The sequence below is a fragment of the Streptococcus mitis genome (assembly GCF_946190115.1).
GTDB lineage: Bacteria > Bacillota > Bacilli > Lactobacillales > Streptococcaceae > Streptococcus > Streptococcus mitis_CO.
Genome location: NZ_CAMHZG010000002.1, coordinates 182,210 through 201,967 on the forward strand (window position 1 = coordinate 182,210; position 19,758 = coordinate 201,967).

Sequence of the window (19,758 nt, forward strand, 5' to 3'; positions counted from 1 at the left end):
TTATTAGAATGGCAATTTTCCAGCGAAAGCACCTAATTTTTTCTTAGTCGTTTCATCGATTTGTTCAAGAGCAGAGTTGATAGCCTGAACAGTCATATCTGAAAGAGTTTCAAGATCTTCTGGGTCAACGACAGCTGGATTGAAGTCAATGCTGACAACTTTTTTGTCACCAGTTAAGGTCGCTTGGACAAGGTCTTGAGCAGATTTGCCAACAAATTGCATAGCAGCAAGTTCTGCTTGGCTTTGTTCCATTTGTTTTTGAAGTTTTTGTGCTTGGCGCATCATGTTTTGCATGTTCATCATGGTGATTTATAGTTTCCTTTTATCTTATTTTCTTTCTTATTTTATCAATTTTGAGGTTAAAAGTCTATTGTTAGTATAAATCCCTCAACATTAAATTTTTTGAAAATTTAATGAAAGATGAGTGAAAACATGGTATAATGAAACGTAAAATTAATTCAGGTTTCCTGAACCGATAGGAGTAAACAATGAAAAAAACTAGGTTTTGTCCTTTTATCTTCAGCCTTGCTATTGACAGCTTGTGCTGTTAGGTTTGAAAAATCAGCAGATACAACCGATTCGTCTAAGGTGACAGCTTTGTCTGAAGACAAGCAGAAAATGCTTGATAAGGCCACAGCTGACTATAAGACTTTTGTGCAAGAGCAAATCGATAATCTGTTGACAGATACGGAAGGCTTTGTCAAACTGTTGAAAGAAGGTAAGTTAGAAGAAGCTAAGAAGGTTTATCCACTGATTCGTATGTCCTATGAGCGTTCAGAACCAATTGCCGAAAGTTTTGGTGAATCAGATGTCAAGATTGACTTCCGTTTGGCAGACTACATGGACGAAAACAAGACAGAAGAAGGTTGGGCAGGTTTCCACCGTATTGAACGTATCCTTTGGGAAGACAATACAACTAAAGGAACTGAAAGTCAAGATAAGGAAGAATAAATCTGCTCTAATAAAAAAACTTTGTTCTCTAGAAACCATCGTGTGGCTAGCTAGAGTGCAAAGTTTTTTTGATTTTCTAATTAAAATGCAGACTGTATTCTTTATAATCACAAGGCTATTAAGAGAGCAGTGGATATCAAAATGATGATTTTGAGTTTTTGTTATTTTGGCTTTGTAGCAAGGTAACATAGTCGCTTTTTGTGTGGAATAAGTGGGAAAGAAAAACAGTTCTTTGAGTTTGATCGATAAAGTAAAGCAAGATATATTGACCGATAATTTTTCCTCGTGTGGGGTACTTACTATTGATTTTAAGTCCGATTTTTTCATCTGCATCAAAGCCAGCTTCAGGAAAGGTTTCTAAACTTTTTAAGCCGTCTAAAATTTTGGCCACAGTATTTTTAGCCGACTGGGGTGATAAAAGAACAGTAGTAATGTAATCATGAATACTGTCAATTGCTTGACTCACTTCGGTAGATAGAATCACTTTATAAGTCATATCGTAGCCTCATATCATCTAGGGAAGTTCCTTGTCCGGATTCATATTCTCTTAAGGCGCGTTCAGATTGGGCTTGTAGTTCTTGAATCAATCGTTCACGGTGTAAATCTTCTGCAGTTTTTATTGGCAAATCCTGTTCGAGAACAATCTGCTCGATAAAAAGACTAATAGCATCCGTCATAGTCATTCCTTTTTCCTTGATGATAGCTCTAGCTTGTTCCATTGATGACTCGTTGATTTTAAAATTGTATTGCTTAGTAAGTGATGTCGTCATGGTATATCTCCAATCTATACTATATATAGCTAGTATATATCTTTTATATTTTTTAGGCAAGAGAAAACTTTGTACTCTAGAAACTACCGAGAGTGCAAAGTTTTTTAGTTTGGAACATGAAAACAGCAGTTGATTTCAAGAAATAAAAAAGAACAGCCGAAGCTGTCTTTCTATCATTATTTGAGACCGTATTTTTTGTTGAAACGATCCACGCGTCCATCTGCTTGAGTGAACTTTTGACGTCCAGTGTAGAATGGGTGTGAGTCTGATGAAATTTCCACACGGATCAATGGGTAAGTTTCGCCTTCGAACTCAACTGTTTCGTTAGAGCGTTTTGTTGAACCGCTAAGGAATTGGTAACCAGTAGTTGTGTCCATGAAGACAACTGGGCGATATTCTGGATGGATATCTTTTTTCATTTTGCAATATTTCCTTTCTGCCATGGTCTCTTTGCGAGCCATAGATTGTTACCATACTAGTCTATCAGATTCTGAAAAGTTTGGCAAGTATTTTATCAGTTTTTAAGCAAGTTTTTTAACTTTTGGTAGATGATTTCGTTTTCCTCTAGACTATAGGAATTAGCACCGCTTGCTAGAGGGTGGCCTCCTCCATCATGTTCTTTGGCAATTTCATTGATAGGATGAATTTTACTGCGTAAGCGAACGCGGTAGTGGCCATCAGCCTGCTCTACAAAAATTCCCCAGAGACTCACACTATCAATACGTCCAGGTGCACCGACAACAGCTGCAGTTTCAGCATCGGTGACATTGAATCGTTTTAAGATTTCCTGACTCAGGATAACGCGCGCTGCACCATTTTCATCCACTTCCAGATGGTCGTAGATGTAGCCTTGAAGTTTAGCAATTTTGTAACTCATAGTGTCCATTTTGCGAGTGAGAGTTGCAAAGTCAAAGTTATGTTCTCTCAAATAAGCAGCAAGGTGAAGAGTCCGTGCAGTCGTAGAAGGATAAAGGAAGCGACCTGTATCACCGACAATTCCTGCAAAGAGCAACTCAGCAGCGCGACCTGACAAGGCAAGTTGGGTTGTTTCAGCAAATAGGGTAATCATCTCGCTAGCACTACTTGAACTAGTATCCACCCAAGATAGGTCACCATATACATCATCATTTGGATGGTGGTCAATCTTAATGAGAAAATCACCTTGACGATAGCGCTTATCATCGATACGAGCAGTATTGGCCGTATCACAGACGATAACAAGTGCGCCTTGGTAGGTACTATCTTCAACAAGATCCATCTCAGCCATCCAAGTAAGAGTTGGTTCATCAAAACCAACTGCTTTGATGGTTTTTTCTGGGAAATGATGTTTGAGAAGAGCTTTCAAGCCCACTTGACTTCCCAAGGCATCAGGGTCTGGTTTCATATGACGGTGAATGATAATCGTGTCGTATTCTTTGATTTTTTCTAAAATTTGATGGCAAATATCCATAAATAACCTCAATTCTTTCTCATTTCATTGTAGCACAAGAATTTTTATTTTTAAAATGAAAAAGATGTGATATAATGGAGAAAGATAAATTGAGGAGGATGATATGGCATTAGCAAAAATTGTATTTGCCAGTATGACCGGTAATACCGAAGAAATTGCAGATATTGTAGCAGACAAATTACGTGAATTGGGCTTGGATGTCGATGTTGATGAATGTACAACTGTTGACGCTTCAGACTTCTTGGAAGCAGACATCGCTATCGTTGCGACCTATACTTATGGTGATGGGGAATTGCCAGATGAGATGATGGACTTCTACGAAGACCTAGCAGACCTCAACTTGAATGGTAAAATCTACGGAGTGGTCGGCTCAGGTGATACCTTCTACGATGAGTTCTGTAAGGCTGTTGATGACTTTGACCGTGTTTTTGTTTCAACAGGGGCAGAAAAAGGTTCAGAGTGTGTCAAAGTTGATCTCTCTGCTGAGGAAGAAGACATTGAACGCTTGGAACAATTCGCAGAAGAATTGGCTGCTAAAGTAGGATAAGCATAAACGTGCGCTAATGCAATCAATCAGTGCATTTTTCTTATCGTGACTTGGGATTTTACTAGCCTATTTGATGGCTTTTTGATACAATAATTCAAATAAAGGAGGAGACTGTATGGATTTAGATAGTATTCGCCAAGAAATTGATCAAATCGACGACCAAATCGTCAAGCTCTTAGAAGAACGAATGCATTTAGTTGAGGGTGTAGTTGCCTATAAGAAAGCTTCTGGAAAAGCTATTTTAGATACCAAAAGAGAAGAAGCTATCTTTGAGAAAGTAAGAAACCGTGTAGAGGATAAGCAGTATCAGGAGACGATAGTTGCGACTTTTTCAGATATTCTCAAGCGTTCTAGAGACTACCAGGAGGAGGTGAAGGCGCGTGATTAATCAATCGAATCAAGAAAAAATACAGCAGTATTTGGTACTAACCGGGATGGCCCTGATCATCGGTCTCTTGGTCGGTGCGATTGATATGATCTTTGGTCGAGGATTGCTTCTGATCGGGGATTTCCGAAGCCAACACTGGCCCTTGATTCTGTTTTTGGCCTTAGCAGGGCTTGTCATTGTTTATCTCTATAAGCGATTTGGTGGCAAGGCTTCAAAAGGGATGGGCCTGGTCTTTGATGTTGGGCATGCGCGTGAGGAGGAAATCCCCTTGGTCTTGGTGCCTTTGATCATGCTGACGACATGGATGAGCCACCTCTTCGGTGGTTCGGTCGGTCGGGAAGGCGTGGCTGTCCAGATTGGAGCAACCCTTTCACACCGTTTTGCGCGTCATATCAAGATAGCCGATGCTTCGCGTATCTTTCTTATGACCGGGATGGCAGCCGGTTTCGCTGGGCTCTTTCAGACGCCGCTGGCTGCAACCTTTTTTGCCCTTGAAGTCTTGACTGTTGGGGAGTTGCAGCTAATTGCTCTCTATCCAGCGCTTATCGCCTCGATCGTGGCGAGCTTCACCTCTCATGCCCTTGGCTTGGAGAAATTTGCTGTGCCACTCAAGGAAACGCTGATCTGGACACCAGAGACCTTGATCAAAGTTGCTCTTCTTGGCCTAGCTTTTGGCCTTGCTGGAAAGCTCTTTGCAGTCAGCCTTTTCTGGTTGAAGAAAACAGTCGCCAAAGTCCTGCCGAATCCATATATCCGGATTGCTGTCATAGGGGCTGGACTCAGCTTGGTCCTCTTGGCTCTTCAACTGACCAAGGTCGGCTCTTATAGTGGACTAGGGACCAATTTGATTGACGTGGCCTTTCACCAAGGCAATGCGCAGAGCTATGACTGGATCTTGAAGCTTCTCTTTACCGTGGTGACCATCTCTGCTGGTTACCAAGGAGGAGAAGTGACACCGCTCTTTGCGATCGGAGCTACGCTTGGAGTCTTTCTCGCACCTATACTGGGCCTACCCGTCTTGGTCGTAGCAGCTATCGGCTATGCCTGTGTCTTTGGTAGTGCGACCACGACCTTGCTCGCACCGATCTTGATTGGAGGAGAGGTCTTTGGGTATGGCAATCTTCCTTTCTTTGTTATCGCCTGTGTTATCGCCTATTGCCTGCCAAAAGAGTGGAGCATTTATTCCGGTCAAAAAGTTGCAAAAAAGTAGGGAAATAGCTTTACAAACCTGAAAATATCTGATATGATAGTTTTTGTGCGTAATGGAAGCACAAAAATACAGTTTATCCGCTGAGGGAAGTCCCTCAAGATTGACAAAGATAGGAGAATAAAATGAATCCATTAATCCAAAGCTTGACTGAAGGTCAACTTCGTACAGATATCCCATCATTCCGTCCTGGTGACACTGTTCGTGTACACGCGAAAGTTGTCGAAGGTAACCGTGAACGTATCCAGATTTTTGAAGGTGTTGTTATTGCACGTAAAGGTGCTGGCATCTCAGAAAACTACACAGTTCGTAAAATCTCTAACGGTGTAGGTGTTGAGCGTATCTTCCCAATCCACACTCCACGTGTTGAAAAAATCGAAGTTGTACGTTACGGTAAAGTACGTCGTGCGAAATTGTACTACTTGCGTGCTCTTCAAGGTAAAGCGGCTCGTATCAAAGAAATCCGTCGTTAATTCGACTAAAAAACTCTGCTTCTTCAGCAGAGTTTTTATCTAGCTCCCTTAGTTCAATGGATATAACAACTCCCTCCTAAGGAGTAGTTGCTGGTTCGATTCCGGCAGGGGGCATTAATTAGACATTAAAAACCGCTCAGCTGAGCGGTTTTCGTCTATTCATACCCTTTTACAGTACCCATGTACGGATGGCATGGGCAACGCCGGATTCATCGTTAGATTTAGTTATGTATTTGGCGATTTTTTTGATTTCTGGATTTCCATTTTCCATGACAACTGGATTGCCAACGACTTCCAGCATGGCACGGTCGTTTTCTTCGTCACCGATAGCCATGGTTTCATCTTTGGTCAATCCGAGTTTTTCAGCTAGGTGAGTGATGGCTGAACCTTTGTCCACATTCTTTTTAAGGAGTTCGAGGTAGAAAGGAGCAGATTTGTTGATAGAGTAGCGTTCGTAAAATTCCGCTGGTATCTTTTCAATTGCAGCATCGAGAATTTCTGGTTCATCGATAAACATACACTTGACGATTTCCTTGCCAGCCATTTCTTCAGGGGTGCGGTAGAAGATAGGCATGCTGACGAGGGTTGATTCGTGCACTGTGTATTTTCCGATATTGCGATTGGCAGTGTAGATACCGTCCTTGGTAATGGCGTGCATGTGAACACCAAGCTTACGACTGAGAAATTCCATATCCAGATAGTCCTCATAAGTCAAGGATTCGCTGATAATCTCATGTCCTGTAGCGGTTTCTTGGACAAGGGCACCATTGAAAGTCACAACATAGTCACCCTCGTCTCTCAACTGCAAGTCGTCGAGAAGTTTGGCAACACCTGCGATAGGGCGGCCAGTTGCAATCACGACTTTGACACCAGCTTCTTTGGCATCTTGGATGGCAGAAAAGACTTCAGGAGTGATTTCCTTTTGGCTGTTGACTAGGGTTCCGTCAATATCGACGGCAATTAGTTTAATACTCATAAAATTCCTCTTCTAGTTTTTATTTGGGGTAAAATGATCGTTCTCAATCAAGTGTAAAAATTGCTGGGTAATGCTTGCGAAGATGCTGTTTTGGTCCAACATTTCTTTTGGAAAATAAAAGCGATTATCTCCGTGTCGACTGCCAGCAAGAGATTGGACGATAGGAGACAGGCTAGAGAGTTCGGCTAGTTCTCCATTTTTTTGTAAAATCTCAATCTGTGTTCGTGGATTTTCAGATTCGGGACGATAGATATCATAAGGGAGGTCGAAGTTCTTATGAATAGCAGTGTAGTAGTCCGGATCAAAGCCGATATCCTCAACTAATTTTCTCATGCTGGCGAGTTGGTCTTGATCCTCTTGTGAAAAGGTAATGGATTTAAAGACCTTGCGGTTGACAAAGCGCTGTGATAAGTCTGCTAAAATCTTGTCAGGACTGGTCATCCAGAGTTGGAAGTAGGTATTCATCACACCATCATCCAGAGCCAGATAATCAGACAAGGTCACATTTTTTTCAAAGAATGGCAGGAGATGTGGAGAAGTTCGGGCAAAGAAGTCCTTGTCTTCTGGATAAAGTTCCTTAGCCCGCTTGAGAAGATTCTGTAGGAGAACTTCCATAGCCCGAGTTGCTGGGTGGAAATAAACCTGCATGTACATCTGGTAGCGACTGAGGACGTAGTCTTCGATGGCGTGCATGCCATTGCGCTGAAAGGCGATACCATTTGCGACAGGACGAATGACTCGGAGGATCCGAGTTAGGTCAAATTCCCCATAAGATGCTCCTGTAAAATAGGAGTCGCGCAAGAGATAGTCCATGCGGTCCGCATCAATCTGACTGGAAATGAGTTGCACGACCTGCTTGTTAGGGTAGGTATGGTCTATGACACTGGCTACCTTTTCTGGAAAATCTGGCGCTACTTGTAGTAGGACTTGGTGAATCTCCGTTTCAGGACTTTGGATAATCTCCTGAGTAATAGCTTCGTGGTCTGTATCAAAGAGATGTTCAAAAGTATGGGAGTAGGCACCATGTCCGAGGTCATGTAGGAGAGCAGCGGTCATGGTCAAGAGAGACTCGGCAGGATTCCATTCTTCAGGATATTTTTCTTCAAAAATCTCCGTGATGCGTCGTGCAATTTCATAGACTCCTAGACAGTGTGAGAAGCGGCTGTGCTCCCCACCGTGGAAGGTATAACTGGAAGTTCCCAGTTGTTTGATACGACGCAAGCGTTGAAATTCTTTTGTATTGATCAAGTCATAGATGATTTGATTATTGACATGGATGTAGTTGTGAACTGGGTCACGGAATACTTTTTCGTTCATATGACCATTATAGCAAAAAGCTAGAGTTTTTGGTAAAATAGTAGGACAAGAGACAAGAAAGAGGACTTGATGTGAAGATTCGGATGCGAAATACGATTCAGTTTGATGAGCAGTTGGAAGTGATTGACCAGCTTTATGACGTGGAAGTGCATGAAAAAGGAGATTATAGCTACCTGCTTTTCTATAATGAGGAAAAGGAAAAAGTAGTGATTAAATTTCATGGTCAAGAGCTGGTGATGAGTCGTTTTTCCAATCCCAAGACCATTATGCGCTTTCTAAAGGATAGTGATAGTTTAGCCTATATCCCCACACCTATGGGCATGCAGGAGTTTATTATCCAAACGAATCGTTATCAAGTGGATGGACAAAAGATCTATTTAGACTATCAACTACAAAATCAAGAGGGACACCTCTTTGCCAGCTATCAATTGGAAATTATTTGGGGCTAGTCTCTTGTCTTTTCAAATTTAGCTAGCTATCTTCTCGGATTGGCTTTCTAGTGTGGTAGATTAGGCTAATTTTTGGTATAATAAAAGTTATGGAAATCGAAAAAACCAATCGTATGAATGCGCTCTTTGAATTTTATGCGGCGCTTTTGACAGATAAGCAAATGAATTATATCGAGCTCTACTACGCTGATGATTACAGCCTTGCTGAGATTGCCGAGGAGTTTGGTGTCAGTCGTCAGGCTGTCTACGACAATATCAAGCGGACAGAAAAGATTCTGGAAGATTATGAGATGAAATTGCACATGTACTCGGACTACATTGTCCGTAGTCAAATTTTTGATCAGATTTTGGAGCGCTATCCCAAGGATGACTTTCTGCAGGAGCAGATAGAAATTTTAACAAGCATTGATAATAGAGAATAAGAGGAAGAAACATGGCATTTGAAAGTTTAACAGAACGTTTGCAGAACGTCTTTAAAAATCTACGTAAAAAAGGAAAAATCTCTGAATCTGATGTTCAAGAGGCAACCAAAGAGATTCGCTTGGCCTTGCTTGAGGCCGACGTTGCCTTACCTGTTGTAAAGGACTTTATCAAGAAAGTTCGTGAGCGTGCAGTCGGCCATGAGGTCATTGATACACTTAATCCTGCGCAACAGATTATTAAAATCGTTGATGAGGAACTGACAGCTGTTTTAGGTTCTGATACGGCAGAAATTATCAAATCACCTAAGATTCCTACAATCATCATGATGGTTGGTTTGCAGGGAGCTGGTAAAACAACTTTTGCTGGTAAATTGGCCAACAAACTCAAGAAAGAAGAAAATGCTCGTCCTTTGATGATTGCGGCGGATATTTACCGTCCTGCTGCCATTGATCAGCTGAAGACACTGGGACAACAGATTGATGTTCCTGTCTTTGCTCTTGGGACAGAGGTTCCAGCTGTTGAGATTGTTTGTCAAGGTTTGGAACAAGCTCAAGCCAATCATAATGACTATGTCTTGATTGATACGGCAGGTCGTTTGCAGATTGATGAGCTATTGATGAATGAGCTTCGTGACGTGAAAGCACTGGCTCAGCCAAATGAAATTCTCCTTGTCGTTGATGCCATGATTGGTCAAGAAGCGGCCAATGTTGCGCGTGAGTTTAATGCTCAGTTGGAAGTGACTGGGGTTATCCTTACCAAGATTGATGGGGACACTCGTGGTGGTGCTGCTCTATCTGTTCGTCACATTACTGGAAAACCAATCAAGTTCACTGGTACAGGTGAAAAGATTACGGACATTGAAACCTTTCACCCAGATCGCATGTCTAGCCGTATCCTTGGTATGGGGGATATGCTCACTTTGATTGAGAAAGCTTCTCAAGAATACGATGAGCAAAAAGCCCTTGAAATGGCTGAGAAGATGCGTGAAAACACCTTTGATTTCAATGATTTCATTGATCAGTTGGATCAGGTGCAAAACATGGGGTCGATGGAAGACTTGCTCAAGATGATTCCAGGTATGGCCAACAATCCAGCCCTTCAAAACATGAAGGTGGATGAGCGCCAGATTGCGCGCAAACGTGCCATTGTTTCTTCTATGACGCCTGAAGAGCGTGAAAATCCAGATTTGTTAAATCCAAGCCGTCGTCGTCGTATTGCCGCAGGTTCTGGAAATACATTTGTCGAAGTCAATAAATTTATCAAGGACTTTAACCAGGCTAAACAGCTCATGCAAGGTGTTATGTCTGGAGATATGAACAAGATGATGAAGCAAATGGGTATCAATCCAAATAATCTTCCTAAAAATATGCCAAATATGGGAGGAGTGGATATGTCTGCCCTTGAAGGAATGATGGGACAAGGTGGTATGCCTGACCTGTCAGCTCTCGGAGGAGCAGGAATGCCCGATATGAGCCAGATGTTTGGTGGTGGACTAAAAGGTAAAATCGGTGAATTTGCTATGAAACAGTCCATGAAACGCATGGCTAACAAAATGAAGAAAGCAAAGAAGAAACGTAAGTAAGACAAAGGAAGGCCACAGGGCTTTCCTTTTTTAGAAAGAAGAAAAATGAGCACTTCCGTAATTGGAAATGCTCGTTTTTGATGTGTTTAGACTCTTATACTCAATGAAAATTAAAGAGCAAACTAGGAAACTAGCCGCAGGTTGCTCAAAACACTGTTTTGAGGTTGTGGATAGAACTGACGAAGTCAGTAACCATATCTACGACAAGGAGACGTTGACGTGGTTTGAAGAGATTTTCGAAGAGTATTAGACTTTATTTTCGTATGGCAAGATCAAGTTCAAGATGATTCTCGTTAGGGCTGATAGGGCAGTACCTGAAAGGTAACTGGACCGAGTTTAAGGATAGCTCCTCCAAGTCCAAGGACCAACATAACACTTGCGATGATTAGGTTACGCATTTGAGCGAAATCAACACGTTCTTTGATCAAGACTTTCAAACCGTTGCTGGCGATAACTCCATAAAGAAGGATAGACATACCACCAAGAACAGTTGATAAAGAGTCACTAAAAAAGGAACCAAAATGGTTCCTAAAACTATTATTAGTTACTTGCTCCAGATGTAGCGTCTGCGCCACCACCGTGACCTCCAGCATCACCTGCATCAGAAGCTCCAGATGTGGCATCTGCTCCGCCATGACCTCCAGCAGGAGCTGCAGCATTTCCACCAACTAGACGTTGACCAGTTGTATTGAGGTACCAGTCAAGCCATGGTTGGAAATTAAAGATAATCTCATTAATTCCAGCATATGAACCATCTGGATAGTACATTGCTTGGTAATTATGGGTATTAATAACACCTTCAGGTGTTCCCGGCACAATTGTACGGACATATTCTTGATCTCCGTTACGCAATACGCCGACAACCCATTCAACGTTCTTCATTCTAGAATCTGGCAATGAACCATGTACTGTTCCTAATCTGTTTCCTGATTGAGCACGTACACGTTTACCAAACATTGTATCTGGGTCTTGGTGGGCGTTATTAAAGTACAAGAATTGATTGTTATCATCTGCAAATGTCAATTCAAATGGCATTGCTTTCAAGAACATGTCAATTTGGTTAACTGTCAAGATACCGTGGTCTAATTTAACGTAAGTATCTCCAGAAACAGCTCCAACAAGTTCAGCTGCTTTTTCTACCCATTCAGGATCATCTGGATCAACACCTTGGATGGTAGTTGCAATTGAATTTGTGCAATATAAATCTTCTGGTTCAATTGGTTTTGGTTTTTTCAATTTTGAAACGACTCCCACATATTTTACAAAGTTGTCCAAGCATGTTTCAAGGAAATTAATAGTTCCTTCATTTGTGATATTGCCCTCATCGTCGAAAGCTTCTTTGGCTTTACCAAGAAGGAATTCATTTCCTGGAAGTGTGTAGGCATTGACACCTGGAGCGTCAAGAATCTTACGAAGGTGAACTTGGGCACGAGAAGTACCTTGGTCGTAGTAAGAAGCTCCCACAATCATGACTGGTTTGTTTTCAAATGGATGAACTTCGTATGAAAGCCATTCAAGAACAGATTTAAGAGAAGCTGAGATTGTGTGGTTGTGCTCAGGAGTAGCGATAATGACACCATCAGCACGCGTAATTCTGTTATACAAGAGACGCAATTGGAAACTTTCATCCCATTTTTCGTCTTGGTTAAACATTGGAACTTCGTCAATTTCGAGGACTTCTAATTCAAATTTGAGTTTGAAGTGACGACGGATGAATTCCAAGAGTTTACGGTTATATGATTGATCGTAGTTTGATCCTACAAGTCCAACAAATTTCATTCTTTTTGGTCTCCTATCTTACAAATTTTCCCAGTCAAAGTCTTCAGCATCTTTGCGAAGTAGGGCTTGTGCGTTGCGCAATTTTTCTGTGATTTTTACAAAGATACGGAAGTCGTCAAAAGTGGCATCCAGTTTTTTAATAACATCAAGGTCAACCAAGTCGCCACTTGGGTTAAAGGCTTGAAGAGAGTGTGAAAGCAAGAATTCATCAGGAAGGACACTTGCTTTGATTTCTGGTGCGTTTAAGATTTGACGAAGTTGTAATTGGGCGCGTGATGAACCAAGTGTACCGTAAGAAGCACCTGTAATCATGATTGGTTTGTTCAAGAGTGGGTAAATACCATAAGACAACCAAGCAAGAGCGCTCATCAAAACAGCTGGGATAGAGTGGTCGTACTCAGGAGTACCGATAATAACGCCATCTGCCTCTTCGATTTTAGCAGCAATTTCTAAGATTTCAGCAGGTACTTGCTTGTCAGCTGGTTTGTTAAAGACAGGGATATCCTTGATTTCAACAAGTTCAATTTCAGCTTTGTCAGCAAAGTGTTTTTGCATGTATTGAAGCAATTGACGGTTTGTAGAACGTTTTGAATTTGTTCCAACAATAGCAATAAGTTTTAACATGAGATTTCCTTTCTCTTTTTACATAATACGATTTTAAAACTCCATTGAAACAGTTGTTTCTATAGAGTAGGAATTCCTGAAGAACAACTTAGGTGACCTTCCTTATCAATCAGAATCGCTTCGATTCCCTCCAAACTTTCGACTTGCCAAAGGATAGAAGCAGGTCTTTCTCCAAAGAGTCGAGTTGTCCAGATTTCGCCATCAACTGATTTATCAGAGATAATTGTCAGACTAGCGAGTTCTGTTTCAACAGGATATCCTGTCTGACTGTCAAAAATATGATGGTAATCTTTTCCATCGACAGTCAGGTGACGTTCATAAATGCCTGAAGTCACGACAGATTTATTGACAACAGGGATGGTCATTAAGTGATTTCCCCTTGGATTGGCTGGGTCTTGAATCCCGATTTGCCAAGGTTGATTCCCTCTTGCCTGATTTTTTCCAATAGTCAGGATATTCCCTCCCAGATTAATCAGGGCAGAAGTCACTCCCTCTTCTCTAAGAAATTGGGCAACCTTATCTGCACTGTATCCTTTGGCTAAACAACCTAGATCGATCTTCATTCCTTTCTGTTTTAAAAACACAGTAGAAGTAGAAGAATCTAACTCGATATAATGAGGATTGATTAGAGGGAGTACTGATTCAATTTCTTGAGGTTGGGCGACCTTGGCATCTGAAAAACCGATACGCCAGGTTTGAATTAAGGGACCAATGCTGATATTGAGATGACTAGAGGGCGCTAGGCTATGCTCTAACCCAAGTGAAATCAGTTCAAACAGGTCTGGATGAACCTTGACAGGAGCTATTCCTGCTTGATAATTGATTTCCATCAACTCAGATTCTTGGCTATTGGCATTGAAGCGGTATTCAAGCTCTTTGAGCAAATCAAAGGATTTTTGGAGCAAGCTATCGGCTCGCTCATCTACTAATGAAATAGTGATAGTAGTCCCCATTAGCCGTTCAGAATGTGAACTAAGAGGCAAGCTACCAACTCCTTTCTCTTATGAAAAGAAGGTTGAAACATTGTAAATTTATATTAAATTTAACCCCTTACATTTTCTTTCCATGATACTAGCATACCATAAAGTCAGCGTTTTCACAAATAAAATTTGTAAACTTGTCAAGAAATATGCTCAGAAAATAAAGAGTAATTGTAAGAATGGCTGATAAAATACAGATTATTTACATTTTTTTACAAAAAAATCGGGAAAATTAGCTAAACTCTTGTAAACGCTAACAGTAAATGTTATACTAGAAGAGTAAATTTTTAATTAAAGGTAGGAATTTTTCTATGAGTAAAATCGTTGTAGTTGGTGCTAACCACGCTGGTACAGCATGTATTAATACTATGTTGGATAATTTTGGCAATGAGAACGAAATCGTTGTATTCGACCAAAACTCTAACATCTCTTTCCTAGGATGTGGAATGGCCCTTTGGATCGGTGAACAAATTGACGGTGCTGAAGGCTTGTTCTATTCTGATAAAGAAAAATTGGAAGCTAAAGGTGCTAAGGTTTACATGAACTCACCAGTTCTTTCAATCGACTATGATAACAAAGTAGTTACAGCAGAAGTTGAAGGGAAAGAGCACAAAGAATCATACGAGAAATTGATTTTCGCTACAGGTTCTACACCAATCTTGCCACCAATCGAAGGTGTTGAAATTGTTAAAGGAAACCGCGAATTTAAAGCAACTCTTGAAAACGTACAATTCGTGAAATTGTACCAAAATGCTGAAGAAGTTATCAATAAACTTGCTGACAAGAGCCAACACCTCGACCGTATCGCCGTTGTTGGTGGTGGTTACATCGGTGTTGAACTTGCTGAAGCCTTTGAGCGTCTTGGAAAAGAAGTTGTCCTTGTTGATATCGTTGATACTGTTTTGAACGGTTACTATGACAGAGACTTCACACAAATGATGGCGAAGAACTTGGAAGACCACAACATTCGCTTGGCTCTTGGTCAAACTGTTAAAGCAATCGAGGGTGACGGTAAAGTTGAACGCTTGATTACTGATAAAGAAACTTTCGATGTGGATATGGTTATCCTTGCAGTTGGTTTCCGTCCAAATACTGCTCTTGCTGATGGTAAGATTGAACTCTTCCGTAACGGTGCTTTCCTTGTAAACAAGAAACAAGAAACTTCACTTCCTGGTGTATTTGCTGTTGGAGACTGTGCGACTGTTTATGACAACGCTCGTAAAGATACAAGCTACATCGCACTTGCTTCAAACGCAGTTCGTACTGGTATTGTTGGTGCTTACAATGCTTGTGGACATGAATTGGAAGGAATCGGTGTTCAAGGTTCAAACGGTATCTCAATCTACGGTCTTCACATGGTTTCAACTGGTTTGACTCTTGAAAAAGCGAAAGCTGCTGGTTACAACGCAACTGAAACAGGCTTTAACGATCTTCAAAAACCAGAATTCATGAAACATGATAACCATGAAGTAGCCATCAAGATTGTCTTTGACAAAGATAGTCGTGAAATTCTTGGTGCACAAATGGTTTCACATGACCCTGCGATTAGTATGGGAATTCACATGTTCTCACTTGCTATTCAAGAGCATGTGACAATTGATAAATTGGCATTGACAGACCTATTCTTCTTGCCACACTTCAACAAACCATACAACTACATCACAATGGCTGCACTTACAGCTGAAAAATAAAATTTGATGAACTATCTGGCCTTAAGTTAAGGTCAGATAGTTTTTTAGTCAATATGTACCCATACAATTGCATTTTTTTTATCTTGTGATTCATTCTAATCTAACTTAAAATGAAATGGTAGCTACCAATACAAATGATGAGGATAAAAGAAATGACTGAAAATCGTTATGAATTAAATAAAAACTTGGCGCAGATGCTCAAGGGTGGGGTTATCATGGACGTTCAGAACCCTGAACAAGCCCGTATCGCTGAAGCTGCTGGTGCGGCAGCTGTTATGGCCTTGGAGAGGATTCCGGCTGATATTCGTGCAGCTGGTGGTGTTTCCCGTATGAGTGATCCAAAGATGATTAAGGAAATCCAAGAAGCGGTGAGTATTCCAGTAATGGCCAAGGTCAGAATTGGGCACTTTGTTGAAGCTCAGATTTTAGAGGCTATTGAAATTGACTATATCGATGAGAGTGAAGTTTTATCTCCAGCTGATGACCGTTTCCATGTGGACAAGAAAGAATTCCAAGTTCCTTTTGTCTGTGGAGCTAAGGACTTGGGTGAAGCCTTGCGTCGTATCGCTGAGGGAGCCTCTATGATTCGTACCAAAGGAGAACCGGGTACAGGAGATATCGTTCAAGCTGTTCGCCATATGCGTATGATGAATCAGGAAATTCGCCGCATTCAAAATCTACGTGAAGACGAACTTTATGTTGCTGCTAAGGACTTGCAAGTCCCTGTAGAATTGGTCCAATATGTTCATGAATATGGAAAATTGCCAGTTGTAAATTTCGCTGCTGGAGGAGTTGCAACGCCAGCAGATGCTGCGTTAATGATGCAATTAGGGGCAGAGGGGGTCTTTGTCGGTTCAGGTATTTTTAAGTCAGGAGATCCTGTTAAACGAGCAAGTGCCATTGTCAAAGCGGTGACTAACTTCCGTAATCCTCAAATCCTAGCTCAAATCTCTGAAGATTTAGGAGAAGCTATGGTTGGTATTAATGAAAATGAAATACAAATTCTCATGGCTGAGCGAGGAAAATAGATGAAAATCGGAATATTGGCCTTGCAAGGTGCCTTTGCAGAGCATGCAAAAGTACTAGAGCAATTAGGTGTTGAGAGTGTTGAAATCAGAAATCTAGATGATTTTCAGCAAGATCAGAGCGACTTGTCGGGTTTGATTTTGCCTGGTGGGGAGTCTACAACTATGGGCAAGCTCTTACGAGACCAGGACATGCTGATTCCCATCCGAGAAGCCATTCTATCTGGCTTACCAGCCTTTGGAACCTGTGCAGGCTTGATATTGCTGGCTAAGGAAATTACTTCTCAGGAAGAAAGTCATCTTGGAACTATGGATATGGTGGTCGAGCGCAATGCCTATGGGCGCCAACTAGGAAGTTTCTACACGGAAGCAGAATGTAAGGGAGTCGGTCAGATTCCAATGACCTTTATCCGTGGTCCAATTATCAGCAGTGTTGGAGAGGGTGTAGAAATTCTAGCAACAGTTGAAGATCAAATCGTTGCAGCCCAAGAAAAAAATATGTTGGTAACTTCTTTTCATCCAGAATTGACTGATGATGTTCGCTTGCACCAGTACTTTATAAATATGTGTGACAAAAAGATAGTGGAATAAAAAGTGATAAATCAAGTTTTGATTCGCTCTTTCCAAAGAATCATTTTTTAAGTTATCTGGCAGCATTCTGTGAATTTATATTTATTTACGATAAATTAGAAAAGAATGATCGTTGGAATAAAGCTTATATACTGAATATAGTGTTCAAGTATCTTTTATTGGGAGCACTTTAGAGGATGGAGTTAAAATACTATTCTATACTCCTTAATACTCTTCGACAATCTCTTCAAACCACGTCAGCTTTATCCGCAACCTCAAAGCGGTGCTTTGAGCAACCTGCGGTTAGCTTCCTAGTTAGCTCTTTGATTTTCATTGAATATATAGTGGTTTGAAATAAGATGTGTGCAACTTGATTAGGGAAATCAAATTAATTTCTAGAAATGTTTTAGTATCCACGATGTACTATTCTAGTTTCAATTTACTATAAAAATGATGTATGGGATTGGTCAAAAAGAACACTTTGAAAATAGCAAAAAACGAGTATCTCTACAGATGGAGATACTCGTTCTATTATGTATAAAGCTATGAGTCTGTCGTCCTACGTAAGGTGCGCGTCGAAGGTTATACCTAAAAAACTCCAAACGCGATACAATAAAGGGGATTAAGCCAATTCTAAAGATTTTTTAAGAGGTAAGTGATGAGTTAAGATCAATGGTGTTTTAACAAGGTGAAAAGGGTCAGTACATTTTACAACGTTTTTTATTTTATTCTTTGGTATTCTTTTGCAAAAAAAGAATACAACATTTTGTTGTATCCTAAATATTAAATCAAGTCCTGAATTTTCTTAAGTTTTTATCATATTTTCTGTTATAATTAAGGTGCCTTAAGAAAAATAATGAAAAAACTAAATGTTTTTCATATAGTTTTCATTTTTTGTGTTATAATTAAGGTGCCTTAAGAAAAATATTAATGTGCCTTAAAAAAAATATTAAGGTGTCTTAAGAAAAATAATGAAAAAACTAAATGTTTTTCATATAGTTTTCATTGTTTTAATAGTTTAAAGTCAATCTTATTTTTCTCTAATAGAAAATAATGAAAAAGTAGGTTTAGAAAGAGGTAAGTATCTATGTCTTCTCATAAAAAAGTGTCACTCTCTGAGATTAATCAATCTATCGATACTCCAAATAACAATCATTTCTGGCAAAATTTAAATGCCTTTTTAGGTCCGGGTGCTCTTGTCGCAGTTGGTTATATGGATCCAGGAAACTGGATTACCAGTGTAGTCGGTGGTGCTTCCTATAAGTATAGTCTCTTGTTTGTTATCTTGATTTCATCTCTCATTGCCATGCAACTTCAGCAGATGGCAGGAAAGCTTGGTATTGTAACCCAGATGGACCTGGCTCAAGCAACGGCTCATCATTCACCTAAATGGCTTCGTTATAGTCTATGGGTGATTTTAGAATTAGCCTTGATGGCGACAGATCTGGCAGAAGTTCTAGGTTCAGCGATTGCTCTCAATCTTCTCTTTAAGATTCCGATTATGATAGCAATTCTCTTGACCGTGTTGGATGTTTTTCTCTTATTGCTTCTGATGAAATTTGGCTTTAAGAAGATTGAAGCTATTGTGACAACACTGATTTTAACCATTCTAGCAATTTTTACCTATCTGGTAGCTTTGTCACATCCAAGCTTCCAAGGAATCGTTGAGGGTTATCTACCGAATGCAACCTTATTTGAAAGTCCCTTGCCAGGGCATGAAAGTCAATTAACCTTGGCACTAGGGATCGTGGGAGCAACGGTTATGCCCCATAACCTCTATTTGCATTCTTCCTTGTCACAAACTCGGAAAATCAATCACAAGGACAAGAATGATGTTCGAAAAGCCGTGCGCTTTATGACCTGGGATTCAAATCTCCAATTATCCTTGGCCTTTGTGGTTAACTCCCTTCTATTAATTCTCGGGGCGGCTCTCTTTTTCGGCCATGCATCTGAGATTTCTGCCTTCTCTCAAATGTATAATGCCTTGCAGGATTCTACTATTGCAGGAGCTATAGCTAGCTCGACCTTATCAACCTTGTTTGCCTTGGCTTTATTAGCCAGTGGTCAAAATTCGACAATTACGGGTACCTTGACTGGACAAATCGTTATGGAAGGTTTCTTGCATATGAGATTACCTCAATGGTTCATTCGTTTGGCAACTCGTCTCTTTGCCTTGTTGCCTGTCATGATTGTAGCGGTTCTGTTTGGTCATCAGGAAAAAACATTAGATCAGTTATTGGTTTATTCACAAGTCTTTCTTTCGATTGCTCTTCCATTTTCAATCTTCCCACTGATTTATCTAACTTCTAAGAAATCACTGATGGGAGAATTTACCAATGCCAAATGGAATACCATCCTTGGCTATATCGTTTCCATTATCTTAACAATTCTCAATGTGAAATTGTTATTTGATATTTTCTAAGAAATTCACCCGAGTTATAAAACAAGCATATAAGAAAAAAGATACCCAAGATTTCTTGAGTCTACTGAAAAAGTCATCAAATTGATGGCTTTTTTGTTATACTAGAGATGAGGTGAGATGATGCTTGATAATCA

The 19,758-nt window shown here is 40.5% G+C and carries 21 protein-coding genes, 1 tRNA gene and 2 pseudogenes; 13 read left to right on the forward strand and 11 right to left on the reverse strand.

Features of this window, described 5'->3' with window-relative positions:
* Positions 1-3 precede the first annotated feature (3 nt).
* Positions 4-303, reverse strand: a complete 300-nt coding sequence (locus N8L90_RS01880; RefSeq protein WP_000981526.1) for a YbaB/EbfC family nucleoid-associated protein — start codon at positions 301-303, stop codon at positions 4-6.
* Between the two features lie 222 nt (positions 304-525).
* Between N8L90_RS01880 and N8L90_RS01885 the strand changes: the two are divergent.
* Positions 526-933 (forward strand): annotated as a pseudogene (locus N8L90_RS01885) (imelysin family protein); the annotation flags it as partial.
* A 154-nt stretch (positions 934-1,087) separates the two neighbouring features.
* Here the strand turns inward: N8L90_RS01885 and N8L90_RS01890 are convergent.
* The 4 genes from N8L90_RS01890 to N8L90_RS01905 all read right to left on the reverse strand — a co-directional run bounded on the left by N8L90_RS01890 (position 1,088) and on the right by N8L90_RS01905 (position 3,171).
* A complete protein-coding gene (locus N8L90_RS01890; RefSeq protein WP_261023931.1) occupies positions 1,088-1,447 on the reverse strand; it encodes a type II toxin-antitoxin system RelE/ParE family toxin in 360 nt (119 codons plus the stop codon).
* On the reverse strand, positions 1,437-1,721 hold the full coding sequence (gene relB / locus N8L90_RS01895) for a type II toxin-antitoxin system RelB/ParD family antitoxin (RefSeq protein WP_023941319.1): 285 nt from the start codon (positions 1,719-1,721) through the stop codon (positions 1,437-1,439). Before relB ends, N8L90_RS01890 begins: the two co-directional genes overlap by 11 nt.
* Before the next feature lie 176 nt (positions 1,722-1,897).
* Positions 1,898-2,140, reverse strand: a complete 243-nt coding sequence (locus tag N8L90_RS01900; RefSeq protein ID WP_000710764.1) for a type B 50S ribosomal protein L31 — start codon at positions 2,138-2,140, stop codon at positions 1,898-1,900.
* Between the two features lie 95 nt (positions 2,141-2,235).
* Positions 2,236-3,171, reverse strand: coding sequence for a DHH family phosphoesterase (locus N8L90_RS01905; RefSeq protein WP_261023932.1), 936 nt, complete (start codon positions 3,169-3,171; stop codon positions 2,236-2,238).
* A 103-nt stretch (positions 3,172-3,274) separates the two neighbouring features.
* On the opposite strand from N8L90_RS01905, the gene N8L90_RS01910 reads away from it, so the two are divergent.
* The 5 genes from N8L90_RS01910 (at position 3,275) to N8L90_RS01930 (ending at position 5,900) form a co-directional block, all read left to right on the forward strand.
* The gene (locus N8L90_RS01910; protein WP_261023933.1) at positions 3,275-3,718 is read left to right on the forward strand and encodes a flavodoxin; all 444 of its coding nucleotides are present in this window, start codon (positions 3,275-3,277) and stop codon (positions 3,716-3,718) included.
* A gap of 115 nt (positions 3,719-3,833) precedes the next feature.
* Positions 3,834-4,106, forward strand: a complete 273-nt coding sequence (locus N8L90_RS01915) for a chorismate mutase (protein WP_261023934.1) — start codon at positions 3,834-3,836, stop codon at positions 4,104-4,106.
* A gap of 46 nt (positions 4,107-4,152) precedes the next feature.
* Positions 4,153-5,316 (forward strand): chloride channel protein, encoded by a 1,164-nt coding sequence (locus N8L90_RS01920; RefSeq protein WP_261023940.1) that lies wholly within the window; start codon positions 4,153-4,155, stop codon positions 5,314-5,316.
* Between the two features lie 122 nt (positions 5,317-5,438).
* Complete coding sequence (rplS, locus tag N8L90_RS01925) at positions 5,439-5,786, forward strand: 50S ribosomal protein L19 (RefSeq protein ID WP_001068669.1); 348 nt, start codon at positions 5,439-5,441, stop codon at positions 5,784-5,786.
* 42 nt (positions 5,787-5,828) lie between these two features.
* Positions 5,829-5,900 (forward strand) — tRNA-Arg (locus N8L90_RS01930).
* Positions 5,901-5,955: 55 nt separating this feature from the next.
* Here N8L90_RS01930 and yidA read toward each other — a convergent pair.
* Together yidA and N8L90_RS01940 are read right to left on the reverse strand one after the other, a co-directional pair.
* Positions 5,956-6,762, reverse strand: coding sequence for a sugar-phosphatase (gene yidA / locus N8L90_RS01935; RefSeq protein WP_125454430.1), 807 nt, complete (start codon positions 6,760-6,762; stop codon positions 5,956-5,958).
* Positions 6,763-6,774: 12 nt separating this feature from the next.
* A complete protein-coding gene (locus N8L90_RS01940) occupies positions 6,775-8,079 on the reverse strand; it encodes an HD domain-containing protein (RefSeq protein WP_001003487.1) in 1,305 nt (434 codons plus the stop codon).
* Positions 8,080-8,150: 71 nt separating this feature from the next.
* Here N8L90_RS01940 and N8L90_RS01945 point away from each other — a divergent pair, with 71 nt between their 5' ends.
* The 3 genes from N8L90_RS01945 to ffh all read left to right on the forward strand — a co-directional run bounded on the left by N8L90_RS01945 (position 8,151) and on the right by ffh (position 10,533).
* Positions 8,151-8,528 carry a YwiB family protein gene (locus tag N8L90_RS01945; protein WP_261023935.1) on the forward strand — a complete coding sequence of 126 codons (378 nt, stop codon included), beginning with the start codon at positions 8,151-8,153 and terminating at the stop codon, positions 8,526-8,528.
* 89 nt (positions 8,529-8,617) lie between these two features.
* Positions 8,618-8,950: a putative DNA-binding protein gene (locus tag N8L90_RS01950; RefSeq protein ID WP_000402066.1), complete on the forward strand. Its 333-nt coding sequence runs from the start codon at positions 8,618-8,620 to the stop codon at positions 8,948-8,950.
* A gap of 11 nt (positions 8,951-8,961) precedes the next feature.
* The gene (ffh, locus tag N8L90_RS01955) at positions 8,962-10,533 is read left to right on the forward strand and encodes a signal recognition particle protein (protein ID WP_261023936.1); all 1,572 of its coding nucleotides are present in this window, start codon (positions 8,962-8,964) and stop codon (positions 10,531-10,533) included.
* 246 nt (positions 10,534-10,779) lie between these two features.
* Here ffh and N8L90_RS01960 read toward each other — a convergent pair.
* The 4 genes and pseudogenes from N8L90_RS01960 to N8L90_RS01975 all read right to left on the reverse strand — a co-directional run.
* Positions 10,780-11,024 (reverse strand): annotated as a pseudogene (locus N8L90_RS01960) (solute carrier family 23 protein); the annotation flags it as partial.
* A 49-nt stretch (positions 11,025-11,073) separates the two neighbouring features.
* On the reverse strand, positions 11,074-12,312 hold the full coding sequence (locus tag N8L90_RS01965; RefSeq protein ID WP_261012442.1) for an NAD(P)H-dependent oxidoreductase: 1,239 nt from the start codon (positions 12,310-12,312) through the stop codon (positions 11,074-11,076).
* A gap of 18 nt (positions 12,313-12,330) precedes the next feature.
* Positions 12,331-12,936: an NADPH-dependent FMN reductase gene (locus N8L90_RS01970; RefSeq protein WP_000915939.1), complete on the reverse strand. Its 606-nt coding sequence runs from the start codon at positions 12,934-12,936 to the stop codon at positions 12,331-12,333.
* A gap of 59 nt (positions 12,937-12,995) precedes the next feature.
* Positions 12,996-13,919, reverse strand: a complete 924-nt coding sequence (locus N8L90_RS01975) for an FAD:protein FMN transferase (RefSeq protein WP_261023937.1) — start codon at positions 13,917-13,919, stop codon at positions 12,996-12,998.
* A gap of 308 nt (positions 13,920-14,227) precedes the next feature.
* Between N8L90_RS01975 and nox the strand changes: the two genes are divergently transcribed.
* The 4 genes from nox to N8L90_RS01995 all read left to right on the forward strand — a co-directional run bounded on the left by nox (position 14,228) and on the right by N8L90_RS01995 (position 19,624).
* Positions 14,228-15,607: a H2O-forming NADH oxidase gene (nox, locus tag N8L90_RS01980; RefSeq protein ID WP_049500112.1), complete on the forward strand. Its 1,380-nt coding sequence runs from the start codon at positions 14,228-14,230 to the stop codon at positions 15,605-15,607.
* 152 nt (positions 15,608-15,759) lie between these two features.
* Positions 15,760-16,635 (forward strand): pyridoxal 5'-phosphate synthase lyase subunit PdxS, encoded by an 876-nt coding sequence (gene pdxS, locus N8L90_RS01985; protein WP_084886814.1) that lies wholly within the window; start codon positions 15,760-15,762, stop codon positions 16,633-16,635.
* Positions 16,636-17,223, forward strand: a complete 588-nt coding sequence (pdxT, locus tag N8L90_RS01990; RefSeq protein ID WP_261012439.1) for a pyridoxal 5'-phosphate synthase glutaminase subunit PdxT — start codon at positions 16,636-16,638, stop codon at positions 17,221-17,223.
* A 1,066-nt stretch (positions 17,224-18,289) separates the two neighbouring features.
* Complete coding sequence (locus N8L90_RS01995) at positions 18,290-19,624, forward strand: Nramp family divalent metal transporter (RefSeq protein ID WP_000094601.1); 1,335 nt, start codon at positions 18,290-18,292, stop codon at positions 19,622-19,624.
* The last annotated feature ends 134 nt before the right edge of the window (positions 19,625-19,758 follow it).